At 37.7% G+C, this 20522-nt stretch carries 20 protein-coding genes; 12 read left to right on the top strand and 8 right to left on the bottom strand.

What is annotated here, in order from left to right; genetic code table 11:
• Positions 1–71 precede the first annotated feature (71 nt).
• Positions 72–236, bottom strand: coding sequence for a rubredoxin RubA (gene rubA / locus HL290_RS09485; protein ID WP_000760495.1), 165 nt, complete (start codon positions 234–236; stop codon positions 72–74).
• A gap of 435 nt (positions 237–671) precedes the next feature.
• Between rubA and HL290_RS09480 the strand changes: the two genes are divergently transcribed.
• On the top strand, positions 672–1112 hold the full coding sequence (locus HL290_RS09480; RefSeq protein ID WP_198496296.1) for an SRPBCC family protein: 441 nt from the start codon (positions 672–674) through the stop codon (positions 1110–1112).
• A 54-nt stretch (positions 1113–1166) separates the two neighbouring features.
• Here HL290_RS09480 and HL290_RS09475 read toward each other — a convergent pair whose 3' ends face one another.
• Positions 1167–1655 (bottom strand): YqiA/YcfP family alpha/beta fold hydrolase, encoded by a 489-nt coding sequence (locus HL290_RS09475; protein ID WP_045434567.1) that lies wholly within the window; start codon positions 1653–1655, stop codon positions 1167–1169.
• Between the two features lie 258 nt (positions 1656–1913).
• Here HL290_RS09475 and lysS point away from each other — a divergent pair, with 258 nt between their 5' ends.
• The 5 genes from lysS to cysN all read left to right on the top strand — a co-directional run bounded on the left by lysS (position 1914) and on the right by cysN (position 8006).
• Complete coding sequence (gene lysS, locus HL290_RS09470; protein ID WP_005048373.1) at positions 1914–3443, top strand: lysine--tRNA ligase; 1530 nt, start codon at positions 1914–1916, stop codon at positions 3441–3443.
• A 186-nt stretch (positions 3444–3629) separates the two neighbouring features.
• Positions 3630–5075 (top strand): capsule assembly Wzi family protein, encoded by a 1446-nt coding sequence (locus HL290_RS09465; RefSeq protein WP_198496295.1) that lies wholly within the window; start codon positions 3630–3632, stop codon positions 5073–5075.
• Between the two features lie 254 nt (positions 5076–5329).
• Positions 5330–5461, top strand: a complete 132-nt coding sequence (locus tag HL290_RS09460) for a hypothetical protein (protein WP_080026499.1) — start codon at positions 5330–5332, stop codon at positions 5459–5461.
• A complete protein-coding gene (cysD, locus tag HL290_RS09455) occupies positions 5454–6362 on the top strand; it encodes a sulfate adenylyltransferase subunit CysD (protein ID WP_004641806.1) in 909 nt (302 codons plus the stop codon). The genes HL290_RS09460 and cysD overlap by 8 nt, the downstream gene beginning before the upstream one ends.
• A 30-nt stretch (positions 6363–6392) precedes the next feature.
• Positions 6393–8006, top strand: a complete 1614-nt coding sequence (gene cysN, locus HL290_RS09450) for a sulfate adenylyltransferase subunit CysN (protein WP_198496294.1) — start codon at positions 6393–6395, stop codon at positions 8004–8006.
• A gap of 51 nt (positions 8007–8057) precedes the next feature.
• Here the strand turns inward: cysN and HL290_RS09445 are convergent, their stop codons facing one another.
• On the bottom strand, positions 8058–8606 hold the full coding sequence (locus HL290_RS09445) for a DUF2239 family protein (RefSeq protein WP_005042221.1): 549 nt from the start codon (positions 8604–8606) through the stop codon (positions 8058–8060).
• A gap of 222 nt (positions 8607–8828) precedes the next feature.
• On the opposite strand from HL290_RS09445, the gene HL290_RS09440 reads away from it, so the two are divergent.
• Complete coding sequence (locus HL290_RS09440) at positions 8829–9341, top strand: hypothetical protein (protein WP_198496293.1); 513 nt, start codon at positions 8829–8831, stop codon at positions 9339–9341.
• 41 nt (positions 9342–9382) lie between these two features.
• Here HL290_RS09440 and HL290_RS09435 read toward each other — a convergent pair whose 3' ends face one another.
• The 3 genes from HL290_RS09435 to HL290_RS09425 form a co-directional block, all read right to left on the bottom strand.
• Entirely contained in the window at positions 9383–10720 is a 1338-nt protein-coding gene (locus HL290_RS09435; RefSeq protein WP_005042217.1) for a CitMHS family transporter, read from the bottom strand.
• A gap of 569 nt (positions 10721–11289) precedes the next feature.
• Positions 11290–12615, bottom strand: a complete 1326-nt coding sequence (locus HL290_RS09430; protein ID WP_003653027.1) for a hemolysin family protein — start codon at positions 12613–12615, stop codon at positions 11290–11292.
• Between the two features lie 110 nt (positions 12616–12725).
• Entirely contained in the window at positions 12726–13715 is a 990-nt protein-coding gene (locus HL290_RS09425; RefSeq protein WP_003653025.1) for a LysR family transcriptional regulator, read from the bottom strand.
• Between the two features lie 587 nt (positions 13716–14302).
• On the opposite strand from HL290_RS09425, the gene HL290_RS09420 reads away from it, so the two are divergent.
• Complete coding sequence (locus HL290_RS09420; protein WP_003653024.1) at positions 14303–15907, top strand: isocitrate lyase; 1605 nt, start codon at positions 14303–14305, stop codon at positions 15905–15907.
• A gap of 59 nt (positions 15908–15966) precedes the next feature.
• Here HL290_RS09420 and HL290_RS09415 read toward each other — a convergent pair whose 3' ends face one another.
• Positions 15967–16437, bottom strand: coding sequence for a copper resistance protein NlpE (locus tag HL290_RS09415; RefSeq protein WP_198496292.1), 471 nt, complete (start codon positions 16435–16437; stop codon positions 15967–15969).
• Between the two features lie 185 nt (positions 16438–16622).
• Entirely contained in the window at positions 16623–16946 is a 324-nt protein-coding gene (locus HL290_RS09410) for a hypothetical protein (protein WP_198496291.1), read from the bottom strand.
• A gap of 201 nt (positions 16947–17147) precedes the next feature.
• On the opposite strand from HL290_RS09410, the gene HL290_RS09405 reads away from it, so the two are divergent.
• From HL290_RS09405 to ureC, 4 genes are all read left to right on the top strand, one after another.
• Positions 17148–18023, top strand: a complete 876-nt coding sequence (locus HL290_RS09405; RefSeq protein WP_198496290.1) for an urease accessory protein UreD — start codon at positions 17148–17150, stop codon at positions 18021–18023.
• Between the two features lie 100 nt (positions 18024–18123).
• On the top strand, positions 18124–18426 hold the full coding sequence (gene ureA, locus HL290_RS09400) for an urease subunit gamma (RefSeq protein WP_002117495.1): 303 nt from the start codon (positions 18124–18126) through the stop codon (positions 18424–18426).
• A gap of 11 nt (positions 18427–18437) precedes the next feature.
• Entirely contained in the window at positions 18438–18746 is a 309-nt protein-coding gene (locus HL290_RS09395; protein WP_004641817.1) for an urease subunit beta, read from the top strand.
• Between the two features lie 37 nt (positions 18747–18783).
• The gene (gene ureC / locus HL290_RS09390) at positions 18784–20484 is read left to right on the top strand and encodes an urease subunit alpha (protein ID WP_198496289.1); all 1701 of its coding nucleotides are present in this window, start codon (positions 18784–18786) and stop codon (positions 20482–20484) included.
• Positions 20485–20522: the final 38 nt, after the last annotated feature.

Genomic DNA, 20522 nt, shown 5'->3' with positions numbered 1-20522 from the left:
TTTATTTAATACGGTGATTAGTAATATTCGTAAAAAAGACCATGTCGATCATGGCCTTTTACTTTACGTTCTTAGATTTCGATCATTTCGAAGTCAGCTTTTGAAACGCCGCAATCAGGGCAAGTCCAGTCATCTGGAATATCTTCCCATTTTGTTCCAGCTGCAATGCCGTCTTGTGGCCAACCTTCCGCTTCGTCATAAATCCATCCACAAACGATACATTGATATTTTTTCATGAGACTCTCCGCACTGATAAGTTTGCTCAAAGCTGCCTTTCAGTAAAACTATTCCATCTATTAATAATGTAACTACGATCCGGTCAATAATAACCAATGTGCCTTTGATCGGATATCAAATTTTTACGCAGTTCTACATTCAAAGTAAAGTAAATAACGGAGTTTAATCATTCGTAAGCAAAGATGAATGGCAGGTTAGGACAAATAAGTGGTTATTTAGGCAAAACTTCGCCATAAACTAATAATAACTAATGCATTCTTAAAATTAATTTTATTGATGAAAATATCTTGAAATAAAGAGCACCTTATAATTTAAAAGATTCATCTCATACGAAAGCTAAATAACAACAAACTATGATGTGACAGAATGTCATTATTAAAACCCAAAATTAAAATTTGCTGTCATTAAGACGGTATAAATCAGGGAAGTGAAATATGGAAAATTTAGTATATGAAGTGGAAATTGAGGCGCCTATAGAAAAAGTATGGGACATACTTTGGAATAGCGAGACATATAACGCATGGACGAAATTCTTTGCGCCAGATTCCTCCATGCGTACCGACTGGCAAGTAGGTGGTAAAACTTATTTTCTTGACGGTGAAGGAAATGGCATGGTTTCTACGATTGAACAAATGCAAAAACCGGAAATATTAATTTTTAAACATTTAGGAATGATCAAGGAGGGTAAGGAAGATTTAGAAAGTGAAGAGGTTAAAGGGTGGAGTGGTTCCTTAGAAAAATATTTTCTAACCCAAAAAGATAATATAACCACTCTAAAAGTTGAATTGGCCACTTTACCTGAATATATGGGCATGTTGAAAAGTGGCTTTGTTCAAGGTTTTGAGGTGGTTAAAAAAATGGCAGAAGCAAAATAGAGCTTCGTTTATTTACGTATAAAACCGTTTTTTCAAAAATCAAACTATATAAATCTAAGCCAAATATTTTTTATAAATTTTCATAATGAGATCATTAAGTCGCGAAGGATAGGCCAAACGATGATGTCCACCTTCAAAAGTTTCAATATTCATATAAGGGGCAAGTTTTTCTTGAACGTGATACATATCAAGTTGCTCATCTCCTAACTCTAAATAAGCCATTTTAGGGTTAGAGAGAGTGAGTTCATCTTCAGAAAGTTGAGGATAGTCAGCCCGAAAGTTAGGTGTAAGACTTGGATTCGCCACAATAACAGCTAATTTATGTTGAGCAGCAGTTTTTAGCGCCCAATAGCCTCCAATGCTATGGCCTACCAATAAGTCTGGTTTGATCGTCTGAATAACCTGATGGTAAAAGTACTCAACAGATGCATAACTTAAGTTACGATAATCGACGTCAATACAAAATTTTTCAGGATGTAAAATGGCATGGAACTTTGTCGATTCACGCGAAGAATCCAAGCCATGTAAAAATAGAATTTTCATTATTTACGACACAATCTCATTGATAAAATAAAAGGTAAATAGGGCCTTTTGAATATCGAGGTTATTTGGATTTTTTTATATTTTACTAAATGCTTTAAAAAATGATCTTAGCGATTGGTCTAAGTCATTTTGCCTTTAAAAAGTAGTGTTCGGTTTTATAAAATTGTCTTTTTTCATTTTTGTTTGATTGAAATCATTCGAAAAACTCCCACAATCTGTTAAGATATAGCACTTAATTTTTACTTAATCGAGGCAGAGATGACGCAACAAAACGATCAATCGACTTCTGAACCAACTATTTCCGAAAACGATTTAATTGCACAGCGTCATGCCAAATTAAAGCAAATCCAAGATATTGCGAAGGAAACTGGAAAGAGTCCTTGGCCGAATACGTTTAAGCGTGAACACTACGCTGCTGATCTACAAGAACAATTTAAAGATCAGTCGAAAGAACAAATTGAAAGCGCTGAGCATGTTTATGTAAAAATTGCTGGTCGTGTCATGTTAAACCGTGGATCTTTCATGGTTATTCAAGATATGACAGGTCGTATTCAGTTATATGTTGACCGTAAAGGTTTACCAAAAGATATTCTTGAGACCATTAAAGGTTTAGATCTTGGTGACATTATTGCTGCTGAAGGTTATATCGGACGCTCAGGAAAAGGTGACTTATATGTTCACCTTGAAGGTTTTGAACTTCTTACAAAATCGCTTCGCCCGTTACCAGATAAATTTCACGGTTTAAATGACACAGAAGTTAAGTATCGCAAACGTTATCTTGACTTAATTGTGAATGAAGAAACACGTAAAACTTTTGAAATCCGTGCCAAAGTCGTTGCTGGAATTCGAGCATTTTTAAACAATGAACGTTTCATGGAAGTTGAAACGCCAATGATGCATGTGATTCCGGGTGGTGCATCTGCACGTCCGTTTGAAACACATCACAATGCTTTGGATATGCCATTATTCTTGCGTATTGCACCTGAGCTTTACTTAAAGCGTTTGGTTGTTGGTGGTTTTGAACGTGTGTTTGAAATTAACCGTAACTTCCGTAATGAAGGTGTTTCAACACGTCATAATCCTGAATTTACGATGATCGAGTTTTATCAAGCTTATGCTGACTATAAAGACTTGATGGCATTAACTGAAAATATGATTGAAAAATTGGCCTTGGATATTTTAGGTACAACTGATGTGCCTTACCAAGGTGAAGTGTTTAGCTTCAAAGGGCCATACAAGAAAATCTCTATGTTTGATGCGATTTTAGAGAATAACCCACAGTTTACGCCAGAAAATGTTGGCGACCGTGAGTTTCTTGCTCAATTCATTCGTGAAGAATTAAAAGAACAAGTTAAGCCTGGTTTTGGTTTAGGTAAGCTTCAAACTATCGTATTTGAAGAAACAGTTGAAACTAAACTTCGTCAGCCAACATTTATTACTGAATACCCAGCTGAAACATCTCCGCTGGCTCGTCGTAATGATGACAATCCACATGTCACTGATCGTTTTGAGTTTTTCATCGGTGGTCGTGAATTGGCAAATGGTTTCAGCGAGTTAAACGATCCAATTGATCAGGCTGAGCGTTTCCAAGCCCAAGTTGCAGAGAAAGATGCTGGTGATGATGAAGCAATGCATTACGATGCAGAGTTCGTTGAAGCACTTGAGTATGGTTTACCTCCTACAGCTGGTGAAGGTATCGGTATTGACCGTTTGGTAATGTTGTTTGCCGATGCACCGAGTATTCGTGATGTAATTTTATTCCCACACATGCGCCGTAAAGAAGGTTAATCTTCTAAAGGCAAAAAAAGGCAGTATTTATACTGCCTTTTTTATTACTTATATATCTCAAAAACTTACCTATCTACACTAATCTTAAGATAGCGTTAAAAAATGTAATTGCACAGTTTAACAATTGCAAAGTTGTGATAAAAAATTTAAGGTGTTGCTCATAAATAACTTTGAGAATTGGCTGGCATGTTTCTAAGAAAAACACTTTCGATTGCAATATTGGCAACTGCTTCATCCGCTATTTTTGCACAAGGTTTAGTGCTAAATAATGAGGACTTACGTACAGACTTAAATTGGTTGAATCAACAAGGTGTTATCAAGATTAGCACCTCAACTTGGCCATTAAGTGGTGATGAAATCCAGAGAGCACTCTCTCAAGCACAAGTGACGCATCCAGCTCAACAAAAAGTTATTAATTCAGTTCTTGATGCATTAAAAGCAGATAACAATACGGTTAAAGTGGGCGCTTTTGCTGAAACTGATAGCAAAAATATTCCACAAGCATTCGGTGATAATCAAAAAGCTCAATATCAAGGTTCTTTAGAGTTTAATGCAGGTGGTGAAAACTGGGATGCAAAAATCCGAGTAAATGCAGAAAAAGACCCACAAATTGATAATGGGCAAGATGTGAATGTTGAAGGCTCATATGTCGCTGGTAAACTTTGGAATCAGTGGGTAGTTGCGGGTCAAATTCCAACATGGTGGGGTCCTGGGCATGATGGTAGCTTAATTCGTGGTGATGCTAGCCGCCCAGTTTATGGTGTAACGGCACAACGTGCTGTGCAAAATGCTTTTGATACAAAATGGTTATCTTGGATTGGACCTTGGCAATATCAAGCTTTTGCTGGTCAATTAGATGACTATAAAGCAGTTCCTGACGCTAAGTTAATTGGCTTGCGTGTAACTGCACAACCATTGCCATATATTGAGTTAGGCGCATCGCGTGCTATTCAATGGGGTGGTGATGGACGTCCTGAAAGTTTTAGTTCTTTGTGGGATGCATTTGTCGGCAATAAAGATAATGGCGGAACTGGTGAAGCAGATCCATCAAACCAAATTGCTGGCTTCGACGGCCGTTTATTATTACAACCGCTATTCCAAGTTCCAGTTAGTATATATGGACAATATGTAGGTGAAGATGAAGCGGGCGGTTTACCTTCTAAGAAAATGTACTTAGCAGGTGTCGACTATTCATCTAGCTACAATAACTTGCCTTATCAACTTTATGCAGAATGGGCGGATACGCGTACGAATGGTGATGTAAGAGGTATCTCTTATGCGCATTCAACTTATAAAGATGGTTATTACCAACATGGTTACCCATTAGGCCACGCGATGGGTGGTGATGGACAAATGTACTCAGTGGGTGGTGATATCCGCTTTGATGTAATGAACCGTTTAAGTGGTCGTGCTATGGTGGTTAAAGTGAATCAATCTAACTTGGCAATCAATAAAGCATTTCCTAAAGACGATGAAATTAAAGCACTTGACTTAACTTGGACGCATTACCTCAAACCTGATCTTCCATTAAAAATTAATGGCTGGGTTAGCGATTCTGATCTAGAAGGTAATGACGCGGGCGCATCTATTGGTATTGAAATTCCATTAGAACGTAAAATGTTCGGTTTCTAAGAGTAGATCATGTTTTAGAAAAGAGAAGCTATCAAAGCTTCTCTTTTTTTATGGTTTTTAGAGAAATCTAAAGAGTAGAACATGATTTGCTTAAGTTGGCTGCACAAGCTACGATTGCAAAGTTGTGCAAGTGAATCAGCATATTATATGTATATGATGAAATCGAATATCAATATGAAAAAACAAGCAAAAGGAATCGGTTTTAAATCACTATAATGCATAACTAATGCTATAAGCCATATAAAGGCTTGTGGTTGGATTATTTATCACGAAAAATTGGAGTTGTTATGGCACTCGTTCCTCCACATGGTCTTCTACGTGGTGGTTTAATACCACTTCTAGATTTTATGGGCAAAATGGATAGAGAAGGACGTGTTCATGACTGAATCAAGACTCACACATCTCAAGCAACTTGAAGCTGAAAGCATTCATATTATCCGTGAAGTTGCTGCTGAATTTGAAAATCCGGTAATGCTTTACTCAATTGGTAAAGACTCTGCGGTAATGCTTCATCTTGCGTTAAAAGCGTTTTACCCAGCTAAACTTCCATTCCCATTATTACATGTAGATACTGGGTGGAAATTTAAAGAGATGATTTCATTTCGCGATAACATGGCAAAAACGCATGGCTTTGATTTAATCGTTCATCAGAACAAAGAAGGTCGCGAAGCTGGAATCAATCCATTTGATCACGGTAGCTCAAAATACACAGATATTATGAAAACCCAAGCTTTGAAACAGGCTTTGGATAAATATCAATTTGATGCTGCTTTTGGTGGAGCACGCCGTGATGAAGAAAAATCACGTGCGAAAGAGCGTGTTTATTCATTCCGTGATAGTAAGCATCGTTGGGATCCGAAAAACCAGCGTCCTGAACTTTGGAATCTTTACAATGGTAAAGTGAACAAAGGTGAAAGTATTCGTGTATTCCCTTTATCTAACTGGACTGAGTTGGATATCTGGCAATATATCTATTTAGAAAATATTCAAATTGTTCCTCTTTATTTCTCTGCTGTTCGTCCGGTAGTAGAGCGTAGCGGTACGTTAATCATGGTTGATGATGAACGTATGCGTTTAAAAGAAGGTGAAGTTCCACAGATGAAGTCTGTACGTTTCCGTACGCTTGGCTGTTATCCATTAACTGGTGCAGTTGAGTCTGAAGCGGATACGTTGCCTGAAATTATCCAAGAGATGCTTTTAGCCACTAGTTCTGAGCGTCAAGGTCGTATGATTGACCATGATGAAGCGGGCTCAATGGAAAAGAAAAAGCAAGAAGGCTATTTCTAAGACAATTTCTAAATTTGTGGAGTTTGAGTAATGTCTCATCAATCAGAATTAATCAGTCAAGATATCTTGGCCTATTTGAAGCAACATGAACAAAAAGACCTTCTGCGCTTTTTGACTTGCGGTAACGTGGATGATGGTAAAAGTACTTTAATTGGACGTTTACTCTACGACTCAAAATTGATTTATGAAGATCAATTGCAAGCTGTAACACGTGACAGTAAAAAAGTAGGAACCACGGGCGATGCACCAGACTTAGCATTACTTGTAGATGGTTTACAAGCTGAGCGTGAGCAAGGTATTACCATTGATGTGGCTTACCGCTACTTTTCAACGGAAAAGCGTAAGTTTATTATTGCTGATACACCGGGGCATGAACAATATACCCGTAACATGGCAACAGGTGCATCAACAGCTGATCTTGCAATTATCTTGATTGATGCGCGTTATGGCGTGCAAACACAAACACGTCGTCATACTTTTATTGCAAGTTTACTTGGTATTAAGAATATTGTTGTTGCTATTAATAAAATGGATTTAGTTGAGTTCTCTGAAGAGCGTTTTAACGAAATTCAGGTTGAATATGATGCTTTCGTAAACCAATTAGGTGATCGTCGCCCAGCCAATATCCAGTTTGTTCCAATTTCTGCTTTAAATGGCGATAACGTAGTAAATGCTTCTGAGCATACAGCTTGGTACAAGGGTCAAACCTTGATGAGCATTCTTGAATCTGTGGAAATTAGTCGCGAATCAAACAAACACGAATTCCGTTTCCCTGTTCAATATGTGAACCGTCCAAACCTCGATTTCCGTGGTTTTGCTGGTACTGTTGCTTTGGGTGAAATCAACGTTGGCGATGAGATTGTTGCATTACCATCAGGTAAGCGTTCAACAGTTAAAGAAATCGTTACTTTTGATGGAAATCTAGATCAAGCTGTTGCGGGTCAAGCTGTTACATTGACCCTGAATGATGAAATTGATATTAGCCGAGGCAATGTATTAGTACGTGCTGGCGAACAGCCATTAATTTCACGCAGTGTTCGTGCTTCAGTGGTATGGATGAATGAACATCCGCTCGTGAAGGGTAAGTTGTACAACGTTAAAATTGGTACACAGACTGTTCCTGCCAAAGTGACTAACATTCACTATCGTGTGAATGTGAATACGCTTGAGCATACTCAGGTTGAAGAGCTTGAATTAAATGCGATTGCGGACGTTGTTGTTGAGTTTGATGCACCAGTCGTATTTGATCAATATCAAGATTCACGATACACAGGTTCATTTATTTTCATTGATCGTTTAAGCAATGTAACGGTTGGTGCGGGTATGGTTGAGTCTGCGGTAGAGTGGACTGCGCATAGTAATCCTGTTACTGCTGAAGACCGTGCTGCACGTTTGGGCCAAAAGCCAGCAGCAGTTCAAGTTTCTGCAAAAGCACTCGAGCAAGCTCAAGTCATCGAAAGTTCGTTAATTCAGCAAGGCGTAGTTGCTATTGCTAAAATTGATTTAACGGAAGAACAAGTTGCTTTGCTCCGTCAAACTGGCGTAACTGTTTTGACTACTGTAGCTGAAGGTACTGATACTAGCATTACTACTGAAAATGTAGATGAGTTGGTTGAACAAATTATTGCATTAGTCCGTCTTTAATAGGCTGAATTGATTTTGAAAAAACCCGCGTAAGCGGGTTTTTTATTGGATTTAGAAAATACTTTGAGTTTTTAAAGTTAAATATTCTCTTAAATCTTTAGGATAGCTCTGAATCATCTTTAAAAATATATCTCGATCGCCTTGATATAAGGCGCGTGTTGCTTCTTCGTAATTTGGCATATTACCCAACATGGCAGACATAAAACGGTCGATGGCTTGTTTAGCGAGCATAATATTACCTTCAGAATTTGGGTTATTTAACTCTTTATCAATTAACTTACGAATTACTGCTGATGCACTCGCACTTTGTTGATCTAACCAATCCCAATGTTTTTTCTGTAAGGTGATTTCACGAGAAATTACTCCGAGTTTAGGTCGTCCAACTTTTTTAATTTCTTCCGGTTCAGCATAACGTTGTTGAAATTCTTGTTCTGAACCAGAAAGATCAAGATCAATTTGTTGACCTGTTTGATCGTTAAAAATCAGAATATTTTCCGTTGGTTTCGGAAGATCTTTAAGTTTTTTTGCAAGTTCAACTAGGGAGTCACTCGCAATAAGCGTACTTCCAGTGAAAGCAGTATAGGTAATTTTAGTATTCATTTTAGCCGCATATTTTTATCTGGGTAAAATAATATTATCAGGGTAAAATTAATTTAGCAAATAATTAAAATTATAACCAAAGAGTTATTTGATTTTATGAGTGTAGTCTATGAAGTTAGGACTATAAAAATAGTCAAGATAATAGGCTATTTAAAATTTTACTCTGCTTTAGTAGTGCTTTTATGAGAGAATATGCCTTTAGTTGTATGTATAAGGACTCCTATGTTTGAGCAATCTCCTGAATCTTTAAGCGATATCGAAATTTTAGACATTTTACAGTCTATGAAAAAAGATAAGCTAGATACGGAAGCAAATGAGATTATCCGTAATGGGGGGAAAGCTGGGCGTCAAGAAGCACATAAACAGGCTTTAGTTGCATTGAATGCAAACTTTGAAGAAAAGTTTGTAGAAGCTGCTACGCTGGCATTAGGCTTGAATTCAGGTCAGGCGAAAAAGATTCGTTATAAAAAAGATCGTATCCGTATTTTTAAAGCACATGGTCTTGATTATTTAGCTATTGATGGTGCAGAAACCGCGCAGGTTTTAGCTCAAGTTGCTCAAGCGATTAGTCGTGAAGACGCGATCGTGACCGAAGGCCTACACAATATTTTTCCATTTTGGAAAGAGGGTTGGCCAATGGTGCAATTCGATAATGCCTATAAAATTTTAGAAGAAGACATTACATTGCATTTTCACATTGTGTTAGATCACTTAATTAAATATGTAGAGAAATAAAAAAAGCCCCGTTTGGGGCTTTTTTTATTGTGAAAGAATAATTAAAGCGTGCTAAAGAGTGGGAAAACACCAATCACTAAAGCAGTTCCCATCAATACCAGACAAGTTATAAATGCCCATTTTAAAGTGAACTTTTGATGGTCGGCAAAATCGACTTTAGCAAGACCACATAACAAATAGGTTGATGGAACAAGAGGTGATAGCAAGTGTACAGGTTGACCTACAATCGAAGCGCGAGCAATCGCTTCTGCACTAATACCATAATGTGAAGCGGCTTCAGCAAGAATAGGTAAAACGCCATAGAAGAAAGCATCATTTGACATAAAGAATGTCAAAGGCATACTCACTAAAGCAGTGATTGGTGCAAGGTATGGACCCATGCTTGGAGGAATCATTGCGACAAACTCTTTAGACATCGCCTCAACCATACCTGTACCAGATAAAATACCTGTGAAAATACCTGCTGCAAAAATTAAGCCCACAACAGCTAAGACACTGTCTGCATGCATTGCAATGCGTTTTTTCTGCATATCAACATCTGGGTAGTTAATGAGCATTGCGATACAGAATGCTATCATGAACAACACAGACATAGGCAAAATGCCTTTGATCAAAGCAATCATAAGAAGGATGGTAAGCACCATATTTACTTTACGTAAATGTGGGCGGGTCGCTTCAGGATCTTTCGATACAGTAATATTGTCGCCATGGTGAGTTTCAAGCTCAATAACGCCTAAACGTTTTTGCTCGTAACGACCATATAAGTACGCCAAGAAAAATAACCAACCAATACTAATGACCATAGGAATGATCATTGGTACGAAAATATGGCTTGGGTCAATTTGCAGGGCGCTTGCAGCACGAGCTGTAGGGCCACCCCATGGTGTTAGGTTCATTACACCGCTACATAACAGCATAAGTGCAGTCATGATGAGTGTATTCATTCCTAAGCGTTGATAAAGTGGCAACATTGCAGCTACACAAATCATATACGTTGTTGAGCCATCACCATCTAAAGAAACCATTGTAGTTAAGAACACGGTTCCCATTGTGATTTTTAAAGGATCACCTTTAACCTTTTTCAAAATCCATTTAACCGGTGGATCGAAAAGACCTGCATCGATCATTAAGGCAAAATATAAAATTGCAAATAAAAGCATTACGCCAGTTGGCGCTAATTTTTTGATGCCTTCTAGCATCATCTCACTGAGACCTTTAAGTTCAATGTGACTCAAACTTTCAAAGTAGTGACCTAGGCCCCAAGCAATAAGAGAAAAAATAAATGGGATGAGAATTAAAGCAATAATAGGGCTTAAACGTTTGGACATGATTAAGTACATGAAGCACAAAATCATGCCAACACCAAGTAATGTCAGCATACAATCAATCCTTTGCCTATAGTTTTACTGAACAAGTTTATTCAAAACTCTGACCTTGGTTATTCTTATTAATTTTTATTAAAAAGACAAATAATATATTTAGTTTATTTGGTTAATATATATTCAGTTGGATAGGTATATTTGGACGAAATACTGAATATATATATTAAGATTATAGTAAGCATATAATAAATGTAATTCATTATAATGGATTATAAAGGTTTTATAAAAATAAAAATTATATGATATTTTTTAAAATTATATGTAGTTTGATGGTTGAAATGAGAAGAAGAACCATTTAAAGGCTTGCTTTGAGCTAAGTTACATAAGTTTGATGGCAATGTAAATGGGGATCTAATCGCTTCATGTTAATTGCGATATATAGATTATTCTATTATTTTTCAGTATTTAAGATTTAATGTAAGTGATAATTTAAATAATATTATTTTTAGATTAAAAGAGCAAATTGAATTTATAGATCTAAAATAATTATTACATATATTTGAAAAATTTATTTAGATTAAAAAAATACCCCACATAAAATTGTGAGGTATTTAAATTAATATAAATCAGTTTTCATCAATTGATGAATGTACTTCGCTTTGTTCTAAAATTCGAGTTACAAGGAGTTGGTCAATTTTAAAATTATCGACATCGACTACTTCAAACTTGTAGCCACCGAATTCTACAAAATCTGCTGGACGTGGAATTTTGCGTAGGCGGTACATCATGAAGCCTGCTAATGTTTCATAATTTTCTTCATCAGGCATTTCATCAATTTCAAGTGCATGTCTTAGGTCATCAATTGGTGTGCTGCCATCAATTAACCATGAGTTATTATCACGTTTGATGATTTGTTGATCTTCTTCAATTGGGGTTACCCAGTCGCCCATAACCGTAATCATAATATCGCTTAAGGTAATAACCCCCACGACAAGCGCATATTCATTTATAACAACCGCAAACTTTTCTTTGGTAGAGCGGAAGCGATCAAGTAATTCTGATAGGGTTAAGGTGTCCGGAATCATCAGGACAGTACGAATGGTTGTTTCATTCAATTGCGTTGGAGATTGATTATTTAAAATACGAACAAGAAAGTCTTTGGCGTCGACGTAACCAATGACCTGATCAATATTTTCATTACATACCAAAAATTTTGAATAAGGATACTCTGCTAATTTTTGACGAATACTATCTTCATGTTCATTTAAGGTGAAATAAACAACATTTTCACGTGTTGTCATGCTGGAAGGTACGTTGCGTTCTTCTAATTCAAAAACATTCTCGATAAAGTGATGTTCTTGTTTTTGCAGTACGCCTGCTTGAGCACCTGCATCCATTACTGCTGAAATATCATCAAAGGTAATGTTATCTTCTCGAGTTGTATTCACTTTAAATAAACGGAATAGCAGGTTGGCAATTGCGTTAATTCCCCAAGCTAAAGGTTTACAAACCTTAATAAAAACCTGAATTGGATTAATAACACTAATTGCAATTTTTTCGGGTGCAATCATAGCCAAACGTTTTGGCATAAGATCGGCAAATAAAATAAAGAGTGATGTCACTAAAGTAAAGGATAGGGCAAAACCAATCGTTTGTGTCCAAGGGCCTGCGTAGAAACGGTCAACTAAAGTTACGAAATAAGGACGAAAAGCAGCTTCACCCAAAATACCGCCTAAAATCGCAACTGCATTCAGGCCAATTTGAGAGGCTGCAAAAAAGTCAGCAGATTGTTCTTGTAAATCTAGTACTTGTTGAGCACGTTCTTCACCAGCTTCAGCTAGAATTTTTAGCTTAACTTTTCTGGCACCAGCGAGTGCAATTTCAGTTAAAGATAAAAAGCCTGCTCCGATGATAAGCAGTACGATGATAATGATATTTTGAAAGAGACTCACAAATCACCTGAGATTCATCATTATTATGACTATGTTTTAACATAAAAAAGCGCTGAGGTAATCAGATTGATTGCTCAGCGCCTGAAATCGACAATTAAATTAAAATTTATTTAATAGTGAGAAAATTGTGAATTATTGGTTAGAAATTCACGGTTTTCCTCTTCAATCATTTGACGAGCAACAAATAAGATAAGTTGGCGCAACCAGCGATGAGCAGGGTGATGATGTAACAACGGGCACCAAGCCATTTTAAGTTCGAACTCTGGAATATAAAAAGGAGGATCCTTTATAACCAGTTTAGGGTTCTGTGTTTGTAGACGTGCCATCCGTGTTGGTAATGTGGCAATAAGATCTACGTTTTGAGCAAGTAAAGCTGGCATTTGGTAGTGACGAGTAAATACAGAAATTTTACGACGTTGACCAATACGTTCTAATGCCTGATCAATCCAGCCTAAACCACCTTGTTTATCAGGGTTTACGCCAAAACCGACACCCATACCTGTTTTAGAAACCCAGATATGTTGAGCATCTAAATAGCTTTTTAAATTTAAATGAGTTACAGCAGGGTGTTTGTCGTTAAGAATACAACTGAAACTATCACGCCAAACTAAAACCTGATGGAAACTTTGCGGTATTTCATTAAATCTATTAATTGCGAGATCAACTTTACCTTGTTCCATGTCTCTATAGGACACATCACTTGGTGTAAGAAAATCAAGAACAACGTTTGGAGCTTCAGAGCGGAGCGCTTTAACAAGACGAGGAACTAAAGTTGCCTCGGCATAGTCCGATGTCATAATGCGGAAAACACGATTACTTGTATAAGGGCGGAATTCGGTACGGGGTTCCAAAATCATGGAGAGATCAGCAAGTGCATCACGAATACGAGGTTGTAATTCAAGAGCACGTTCTGTTGGAGTCATCCCTTCAGAAGAACGGATAAGAAGAGGGTCATTAAATAAATTACGTAAGCGACGTAAAATATTACTCATTGCAGGCTGAGTTACCCCAAGCTGTTCGGCCGCGCGCGTAACATTTTTTTCACGAAGAAGTACATCAAGATATATTAATAGATTAAGATCTACTCGCTCCAGATTCATAAAAAAAATACCGAAAATAAAACCCTGAAATTGTTTCAAATTATGCCATATCTAATAACTATTGTGTGAAAAAATGATGAGAAAAACGACATTTTTTGTAGGAATTAAGTAGGGGTAAAAAGTGCTTCAAAGGCTCGATTTTATTGTCTTTGCTACATTTTTAAGTATGAAGGTGACAAATAGAATATATTTATATATAACTTATTAAGTTCTAGCATGGAAATTGACTTTTTGCATTGGCGAAAATAGCCTAATTTACAATTGACTTTTAAGGTTAAAAATGGGTGGAAAAACTTCAAAAATTGTATAAAAATAAGACTTACTAAGTTTTTAGAATAAAACTCTATACTCCTTTAGAATAATTTTATTTTTATAAACAAAGTGTTAATGTTTTTGGTTTTATCTATAATATCGATTTATCGGTATATTTTTTAAATAAATACTGAAGATTAATAAAGGATATTGGATTAATTGATTGGCTAAGTCTAAGCTGTGTTCATGAAGAAGCAGCTGGTGTCATAAGAAATTTAAGTACATGACTCTAGGCTTCAATCGATGAAATCCTAAAATGAATACAGGACAATATCATGACTACATATCAAACAGCGATTGATGCAATCCGCGAACTAAAAGCAAAATTCGGTAGCACTTGGCGCGATATTAGCCCAGAAGATGCTGCACGTATGCAAATGCAAAACCAATTTAAAACTGGTTTAGACATTGCTAAATATACAGCTGCGATTATGCGTCGTGATATGGCTGCTTATGATGCTGACTCTAGCAAATACACTCAATCATTAGGTTGCTGGCACGGTTTTATCGCACAACAAAAAATGATTGCGAACAAAAAATACTTCGGTACTACTGAACGTCGCTATATCTACCTTTCTGGTTGGATGGTTGCTGCCCTTCGTTCTGAATTTGGTCCACTTCCTGACCAATCTATGCACGAAAAAACTTCAGTACCTGCATTAATCGAAGAAATTTACACTTTCTTACGTCAAGCTGATGCAAAAGAATTAAACGATTTATTCCGTGCGCTTAAAAAAGCAAACGAAGCTGGTGATACTGCTAAAGCTGCTGAAATCACTGCTCAAATCGACGGTTTCCAAACTCACATTGTGCCAATTATTGCTGACATCGATGCTGGTTTTGGTAACGAAGAAGCGACTTACTTGCTTGCTCGTAAAATGATCGAAGCTGGTGCTTGTGCGCTTCAAATCGAAAACCAAGTATCTGATGCTAAACAATGTGGTCACCAAGCTGGTAAAGTAACTGTTCCACATGAAGATTTCATCTCTAAAATCCATGCATTACGTTATGCATTCTTAGAAATGGGTCTTGATGACGGTATCATCGTTGCGCGTACTGACTCTGAAGGCGCTGACTTGACTCAAAAAATCCCAGTGGTTAAAGAGCCAGGTGACATTGCTTCTCAATACATCGGTTTCTTAGACACTGTTGAAATTGACATTGCTGATGCTCAAGAAGACGAAATCTTAATTAAACGTGATGGTAAATTACACCGTCCTAAGCGTTTACCTTCTGGTTTATATCAGTTCCGTGCTGACACACAAATTGACCGTGTTGTACTTGACTGTGTATCTAGCCTTCAAAATGGTGCTGACCTTCTTTGGATCGAAACTGCGACTCCAAACGTAGAAGAAATTGCTCACATGGTTAACCGTGTTAAAGAAGTTGTTCCAAATGCGAAGCTTGTTTATAACAACAGCCCATCATTCAACTGGACTTTAAACTTCCGTCAACAAGCTTACGATCGTTGGGTTGCTGAAGGTAAAGACGTTTCTGCTTACGACCGTGCTAAATTAATGAGCGCTGAGTATGATGCTACTGAATTAGCTGCTGATGCAGACGCTAAGATCCGTACATTCCAAGCAGATGCTTCTCGTGAAGCGGGTGTGTTCCATCACTTGATCACACTTCCGACTTACCACACTGCTGCTCTTTCTACACATGAGCTTGCACAAGGTTACTTCGGTTCTGAAGGTATGTTGGCTTATGTTGCTGGCGTACAACGTAAAGAAATCCGTGGTGGTATCGCTTGTGTGAAACACCAAGCAATGGCTGGTTCTGACATCGGTGATGATCACAAAGAAATCTTCTCTGGTGACAACGCACTTAAAGCACATGACGATGCTAAAAACACAATGAACCAATTCGCAGCTCACTAAGAATTGATTTCAAAAGAAAACCCGCTCAAATGAGCGGGTTTTTTATCATTAATAAATAATTATTTTTTCAATACATAGTGTTCAGCTAAAGAACCTTCAACTTTCTTACCTTCCATATCTAAAGCAGTTGCCGTATTTTCACCAATGAAGAATTTACGATTTTGTCCTTTGTCATCTAAGGTAATTACAGAAGTATTATCTTTGTCAAAAGTAAACGTACCATGTGTTTTAAATGGATTTTTATCACCTTTGCCAAGATAAGTTTCAGTCAATTCATAAGTTTTATCATCTTTTAACTCTAACTCAGTTTTAATGCCTTCACAGTCTGCACATGGAAGAGTGCCTTTATATGTACCATCCCAATCTAGTGAGTTTTCAGCCGTATGAGCGGTATCTACTGCATTGTTATTAGCTTCAGTGGTTTGTGCAGGAGCAGAGGCTTGTGTTGTTGTGTCAGCTTTATTTTCATTTTTGCTACAAGCAACAAGAAGGGCACTTACAAGTGCAACTGATAATAATGTTTTTTTCATGATGATCTAAACCTCGGAAAATAAATAAAAAAGCAATAAATAGGCTATGAAATATGAGAGCTTAATAAAAGTTTAAGTATGTAATTTAATTTTAACAAAAGGTAAAGTGAGTAAATTTTGAATAATTATTAAAAAGAAAATAAAAAGAGGTATCCATTAAAACGATTTAATGAATACCTTATAAATTACGGTTGCGCAGAAACTCCACCTAGAGAGTCGCATGCTGATTTATAGAGTTGGTATTGTTGCTTTAAAACCTCATCCAGCGGCATGTCGAATAATTCTTCACCATTTTTGTAGCTCTCTACGTATGAAGTTGCTTTTTCTTTGCTTACTGCTAAAGATTGCTGGTAGTAAGAATTAATCGAGCTTGTTGCAAGCTGGCTTGTCTCAACATTTTTACATTCGAAATTGTGCAGGATCTTTTCTGCACGTTTGACCTCACTAGATTGGCCAAAAATACACCCAGTTAAAAAGACAAGTGCGGTTAACACGAAAAAAAGTTTCATGGAGAACAAGTATGGAAGCAACGGTGGGCGCTATTGTATAAACAATTCCATAAGTTACTGTGGTTTTATGTTAGACATTGATGATTTTTTAACTCATTAAAATCGAAAAATTGTATCTAATTTTATCAGTCGGCTTATTTTTATATTTGGTGCGTATTTTGCTTATAAGTTTAAGCACTTATTTTGAACATATGAACCAGAATGAATCAGGCACAACCGTTTCCAAAAAACTCTTCAGCACCATTTTGGTATGCACAACTCGAGCTCGGTTTTTGTTTTGAAAATTCACGCACCATAATGAGTCATCGAAAGCATCATGGCCCTGTTAGGGTGCAAAAAATGCTCTGGCCTGAAAGAACAGGTGTGTGTCATGCGATTATTGTACATCCACCAGCAGGAATTGCAGGAGGAGATCATCTTACTTTTGAAATTGAAACCAAAGATCAAGCCCATGCGGTAGTGACTACTCCTGGAGCGGGGAAATGGTACAAAACCAATGGCAAGCAAGCTTTTCAGCATATTCATTTATATGTGAAAGATCAGTCCATTTTAGAGTGGGTTCCACAAGAAACGATGTTGTTTGATGGGGCTTTAGCGCATTCAGAAACCCATATTCATCTTGATAGTGCTGCAAGTTTTATTGGATGGGATATGTTGGTACTTGGGCGACAGGCACGTGCTGAGCGCTTTGTTCAAGGGAGTTATTACAACCAGTTTAAATTGTGGCGCGAACATAAATTGTTGGTTGCAGATACATTATATTTTGAAGGAGAAGATCGTTGGCTTAGTTCATGTTTAGGTATGGACAATCAAGCCGTGATGGGAAGCTTTTGGGCAGCCGCTCCAGAGAAATATCGTTCATCATTTTACTTAGAACAACAGCTAGAACTCATTCGAGAATTGATGATGCGTATGCAAGCACCTGTCACATTAACATTATTGGATGATGTGGTTTCGGCCCGTTTTTTGGGAAATGATGTCCGTCATTGTCGTGATGCTTTTGCAGCTATACGGGCTAAACTGCGTCGATATTGGTTTGATTTAGAAGAAGAATTTCCAAGAATTTGGAAAACCTAAGTTACGTTAAATTGCGTATTTAAAAAACATTTAAAACAAGTATGCTGCTTTTGAGCACGTATTTTGCTTAAAGAATATAAATGAAATTTAGGAAAGAGATATGGAACTCAATCCAACAGAAAAAGATAAATTACTGATTTTTACAGCAGGACTGGTTGCTGAGCGACGTAAAGCGCGTGGCTTGAAACTGAATTATCCTGAAGCTATTGCTTTTATTTCTGCCGCATTACTTGAAGGTGCACGGGACGGTATGACGGTCAGTGATTTAATGCATTACGGTACAACTTTATTAAAGCGCGAAGATGTGATGGATGGTGTGCCAGAAATGATTGCTGAGGTTCAGGTCGAGGCAACTTTTCCAGATGGCTCGAAATTAGTCACTGTCCATCAGCCAATCGTATAAAAGGAACGCTTATGATCCCCGGCGAAATCATTACTCCAGATGCTGATATAGAGCTGAATGTTGGACGGCAAACTTTAAAAGTTGTAGTTGCCAACATTGGCGATCGGCCTATTCAGGTGGGTTCACATTTTCATTTTTATGAAGCAAATGATGCACTTCAGTTTGATCGTGAGCTAGCTAAAGGCTTTCGATTGAATATTGCAGCTGGTACAGCAATTCGCTTTGAACCGGGACAAACTCGGGAAGTTGAGCTGGTTGCTTTAGCGGGTAAGCGAGAAGTATATGGTTTCGCAGGCCGCGTCATGGGCAAGTTGGATTAGACATAACAATGATAATGAAAGAGATGAGTATTAAGTTATGAAAATGTCACGTCGTGCATATGCTGAGATGTTTGGTCCAACAGTGGGTGATCGTATTCGCTTGGCTGATACAGAGCTCTTTATTGAAGTTGAGCAAGATTTAACGACATACGGTGAAGAAGTTAAATTTGGTGGCGGAAAAGTCATCCGTGATGGGATGGGGCAGTCACAGCTTTTGGCCAATGAAGTCGCTGATACTGTCATTACCAATGCTTTAATTGTGGATTGGTGGGGAATTGTTAAAGCTGATGTAGGTTTAAAGAATGGTCGCATTTGGAAAATAGGAAAATCTGGAAACCCCGATATTCAACCAGACATTACGATTCCTTTAGGGGCTGCAACAGAAGTGATTGCGGGTGAGGGACAAATTTTAACAGCAGGTGGTATTGATACCCACATTCACTGGATTTGTCCTCAACAAGTTGAAACTGCGCTTATGTCTGGTACAACAACAATGGTCGGAGGTGGTACAGGACCGGCAGCAGGAACCTCTGCAACAACAGTGACTCCGGGACCTTGGCACATTGCTACCATGTTACAGGCCATTGATGATTTGCCGATGAATATTGGCCTATTAGGCAAAGGTAATTTAAGTTTACCAGACCCAATTCGAGAGCAAATTAAAGCTGGGGTGATTGGCTTAAAGCTGCATGAAGATTGGGGTTCAACACCAGCAGCCATTGATAACTGCCTGAGCGTGGCGGATGAGTTTGATGTGCAGGTCGCGATTCATACAGATACTTTAAATGAAAGTGGTTTTTTAGAAGAGACTCTAGCCGCATTTAAAAATCGTACGATTCATACCTACCATACAGAAGGTGCGGGCGGTGGACATGCGCCTGATATTTTAAAAGCAATTGGGCAAAGTAATGTTTTGCCGTCTTCTACTAATCCAACACGACCATATACCATCAATACCATTGATGAGCATTTAGATATGCTGATGGTATGCCACCATCTAGATCCAGCAATTGCAGAAGATATCGCTTTTGCAGAAAGTCGTATTCGTCGTGAAACGATTGCAGCCGAAGATATTCTGCAAGACTTAGGCGCAATTGCCATGATGTCATCAGATTCTCAGGCAATGGGTCGTGTGGGGGAAGTTATTTTACGTACTTGGCAAACTGCCCACAAAATGAAAATTCAACGCGGTCCTTTAGAGGGTGATAACGAGTTTCATGATAATAATCGCGTTAAACGTTACATTGCCAAATATACGATTAACCCAGCAATTACACATGGTTTAAGTCATGAAGTTGGTTCGGTTGAAGTCGGAAAACTTGCTGATTTGGTGTTGTGGAAACCTGCATTTTTTGGGGTGAAGCCATCTATGATTATTAAAGGTGGCATGATTGCAGCAGCACCGATGGGTGATATTAATGCTTCAATTCCGACACCTCAACCAGTGCATTACCGTCCAATGTTTGGTGCCTATCCACGTGGCGTACATAACACTTGCATTACATTTTTATCTCAAACGGCGATTGATGAAAAAGTTGCTGAAAAATTAAACCTTAAGAAGTTAATTAGCCCATGTAAAAACACACGTGCAATTAGCAAAACCGACATGAAACACAACACATATTGTCCTGTTATGCATGTACACCCTGAAACTTACGAAGTGCGTGCAGATGGTGAATTATTAACATGTGAACCTGCTGAAGTATTGCCAATGGCTCAGCGTTATTTCTTGTTTTAATGAGTTTTACAGAGGTGATTTGCCTCATTAATTTATAC

It is taken from the genome of Acinetobacter sp. AC1-2, assembly GCF_016124155.1.
Taxonomy (GTDB): Bacteria; Pseudomonadota; Gammaproteobacteria; order Pseudomonadales; family Moraxellaceae; genus Acinetobacter; species Acinetobacter calcoaceticus.
This window is presented reverse-complemented; position numbering and strand designations above follow the sequence as displayed.

Coding starts and splice junctions, on each gene's coding strand:
- rubA (WP_000760495.1), bottom strand. CDS start 236: ATGAAAAAATATCAATGTATCGTTTGTGGATGGATTTATGACGAAGCG.
- HL290_RS09480 (WP_198496296.1), top strand. CDS start 672: ATGGAAAATTTAGTATATGAAGTGGAAATTGAGGCGCCTATAGAAAAA.
- HL290_RS09475 (WP_045434567.1), bottom strand. CDS start 1,655: ATGAAAATTCTATTTTTACATGGCTTGGATTCTTCGCGTGAATCGACA.
- lysS (WP_005048373.1), top strand. CDS start 1,914: ATGACGCAACAAAACGATCAATCGACTTCTGAACCAACTATTTCCGAA.
- HL290_RS09465 (WP_198496295.1), top strand. CDS start 3,630: ATGTTTCTAAGAAAAACACTTTCGATTGCAATATTGGCAACTGCTTCA.
- cysD (WP_004641806.1), top strand. CDS start 5,454: ATGACTGAATCAAGACTCACACATCTCAAGCAACTTGAAGCTGAAAGC.
- cysN (WP_198496294.1), top strand. CDS start 6,393: ATGTCTCATCAATCAGAATTAATCAGTCAAGATATCTTGGCCTATTTG.
- HL290_RS09445 (WP_005042221.1), bottom strand. CDS start 8,606: ATGAATACTAAAATTACCTATACTGCTTTCACTGGAAGTACGCTTATT.
- HL290_RS09440 (WP_198496293.1), top strand. CDS start 8,829: ATGTTTGAGCAATCTCCTGAATCTTTAAGCGATATCGAAATTTTAGAC.
- HL290_RS09435 (WP_005042217.1), bottom strand. CDS start 10,720: ATGCTGACATTACTTGGTGTTGGCATGATTTTGTGCTTCATGTACTTA.
- HL290_RS09425 (WP_003653025.1), bottom strand. CDS start 13,715: ATGAATCTGGAGCGAGTAGATCTTAATCTATTAATATATCTTGATGTA.
- HL290_RS09420 (WP_003653024.1), top strand. CDS start 14,303: ATGACTACATATCAAACAGCGATTGATGCAATCCGCGAACTAAAAGCA.
- HL290_RS09415 (WP_198496292.1), bottom strand. CDS start 16,437: ATGAAAAAAACATTATTATCAGTTGCACTTGTAAGTGCCCTTCTTGTT.
- HL290_RS09410 (WP_198496291.1), bottom strand. CDS start 16,946: ATGAAACTTTTTTTCGTGTTAACCGCACTTGTCTTTTTAACTGGGTGT.
- HL290_RS09405 (WP_198496290.1), top strand. CDS start 17,148: ATGAATCAGGCACAACCGTTTCCAAAAAACTCTTCAGCACCATTTTGG.
- ureA (WP_002117495.1), top strand. CDS start 18,124: ATGGAACTCAATCCAACAGAAAAAGATAAATTACTGATTTTTACAGCA.
- HL290_RS09395 (WP_004641817.1), top strand. CDS start 18,438: ATGATCCCCGGCGAAATCATTACTCCAGATGCTGATATAGAGCTGAAT.
- ureC (WP_198496289.1), top strand. CDS start 18,784: ATGAAAATGTCACGTCGTGCATATGCTGAGATGTTTGGTCCAACAGTG.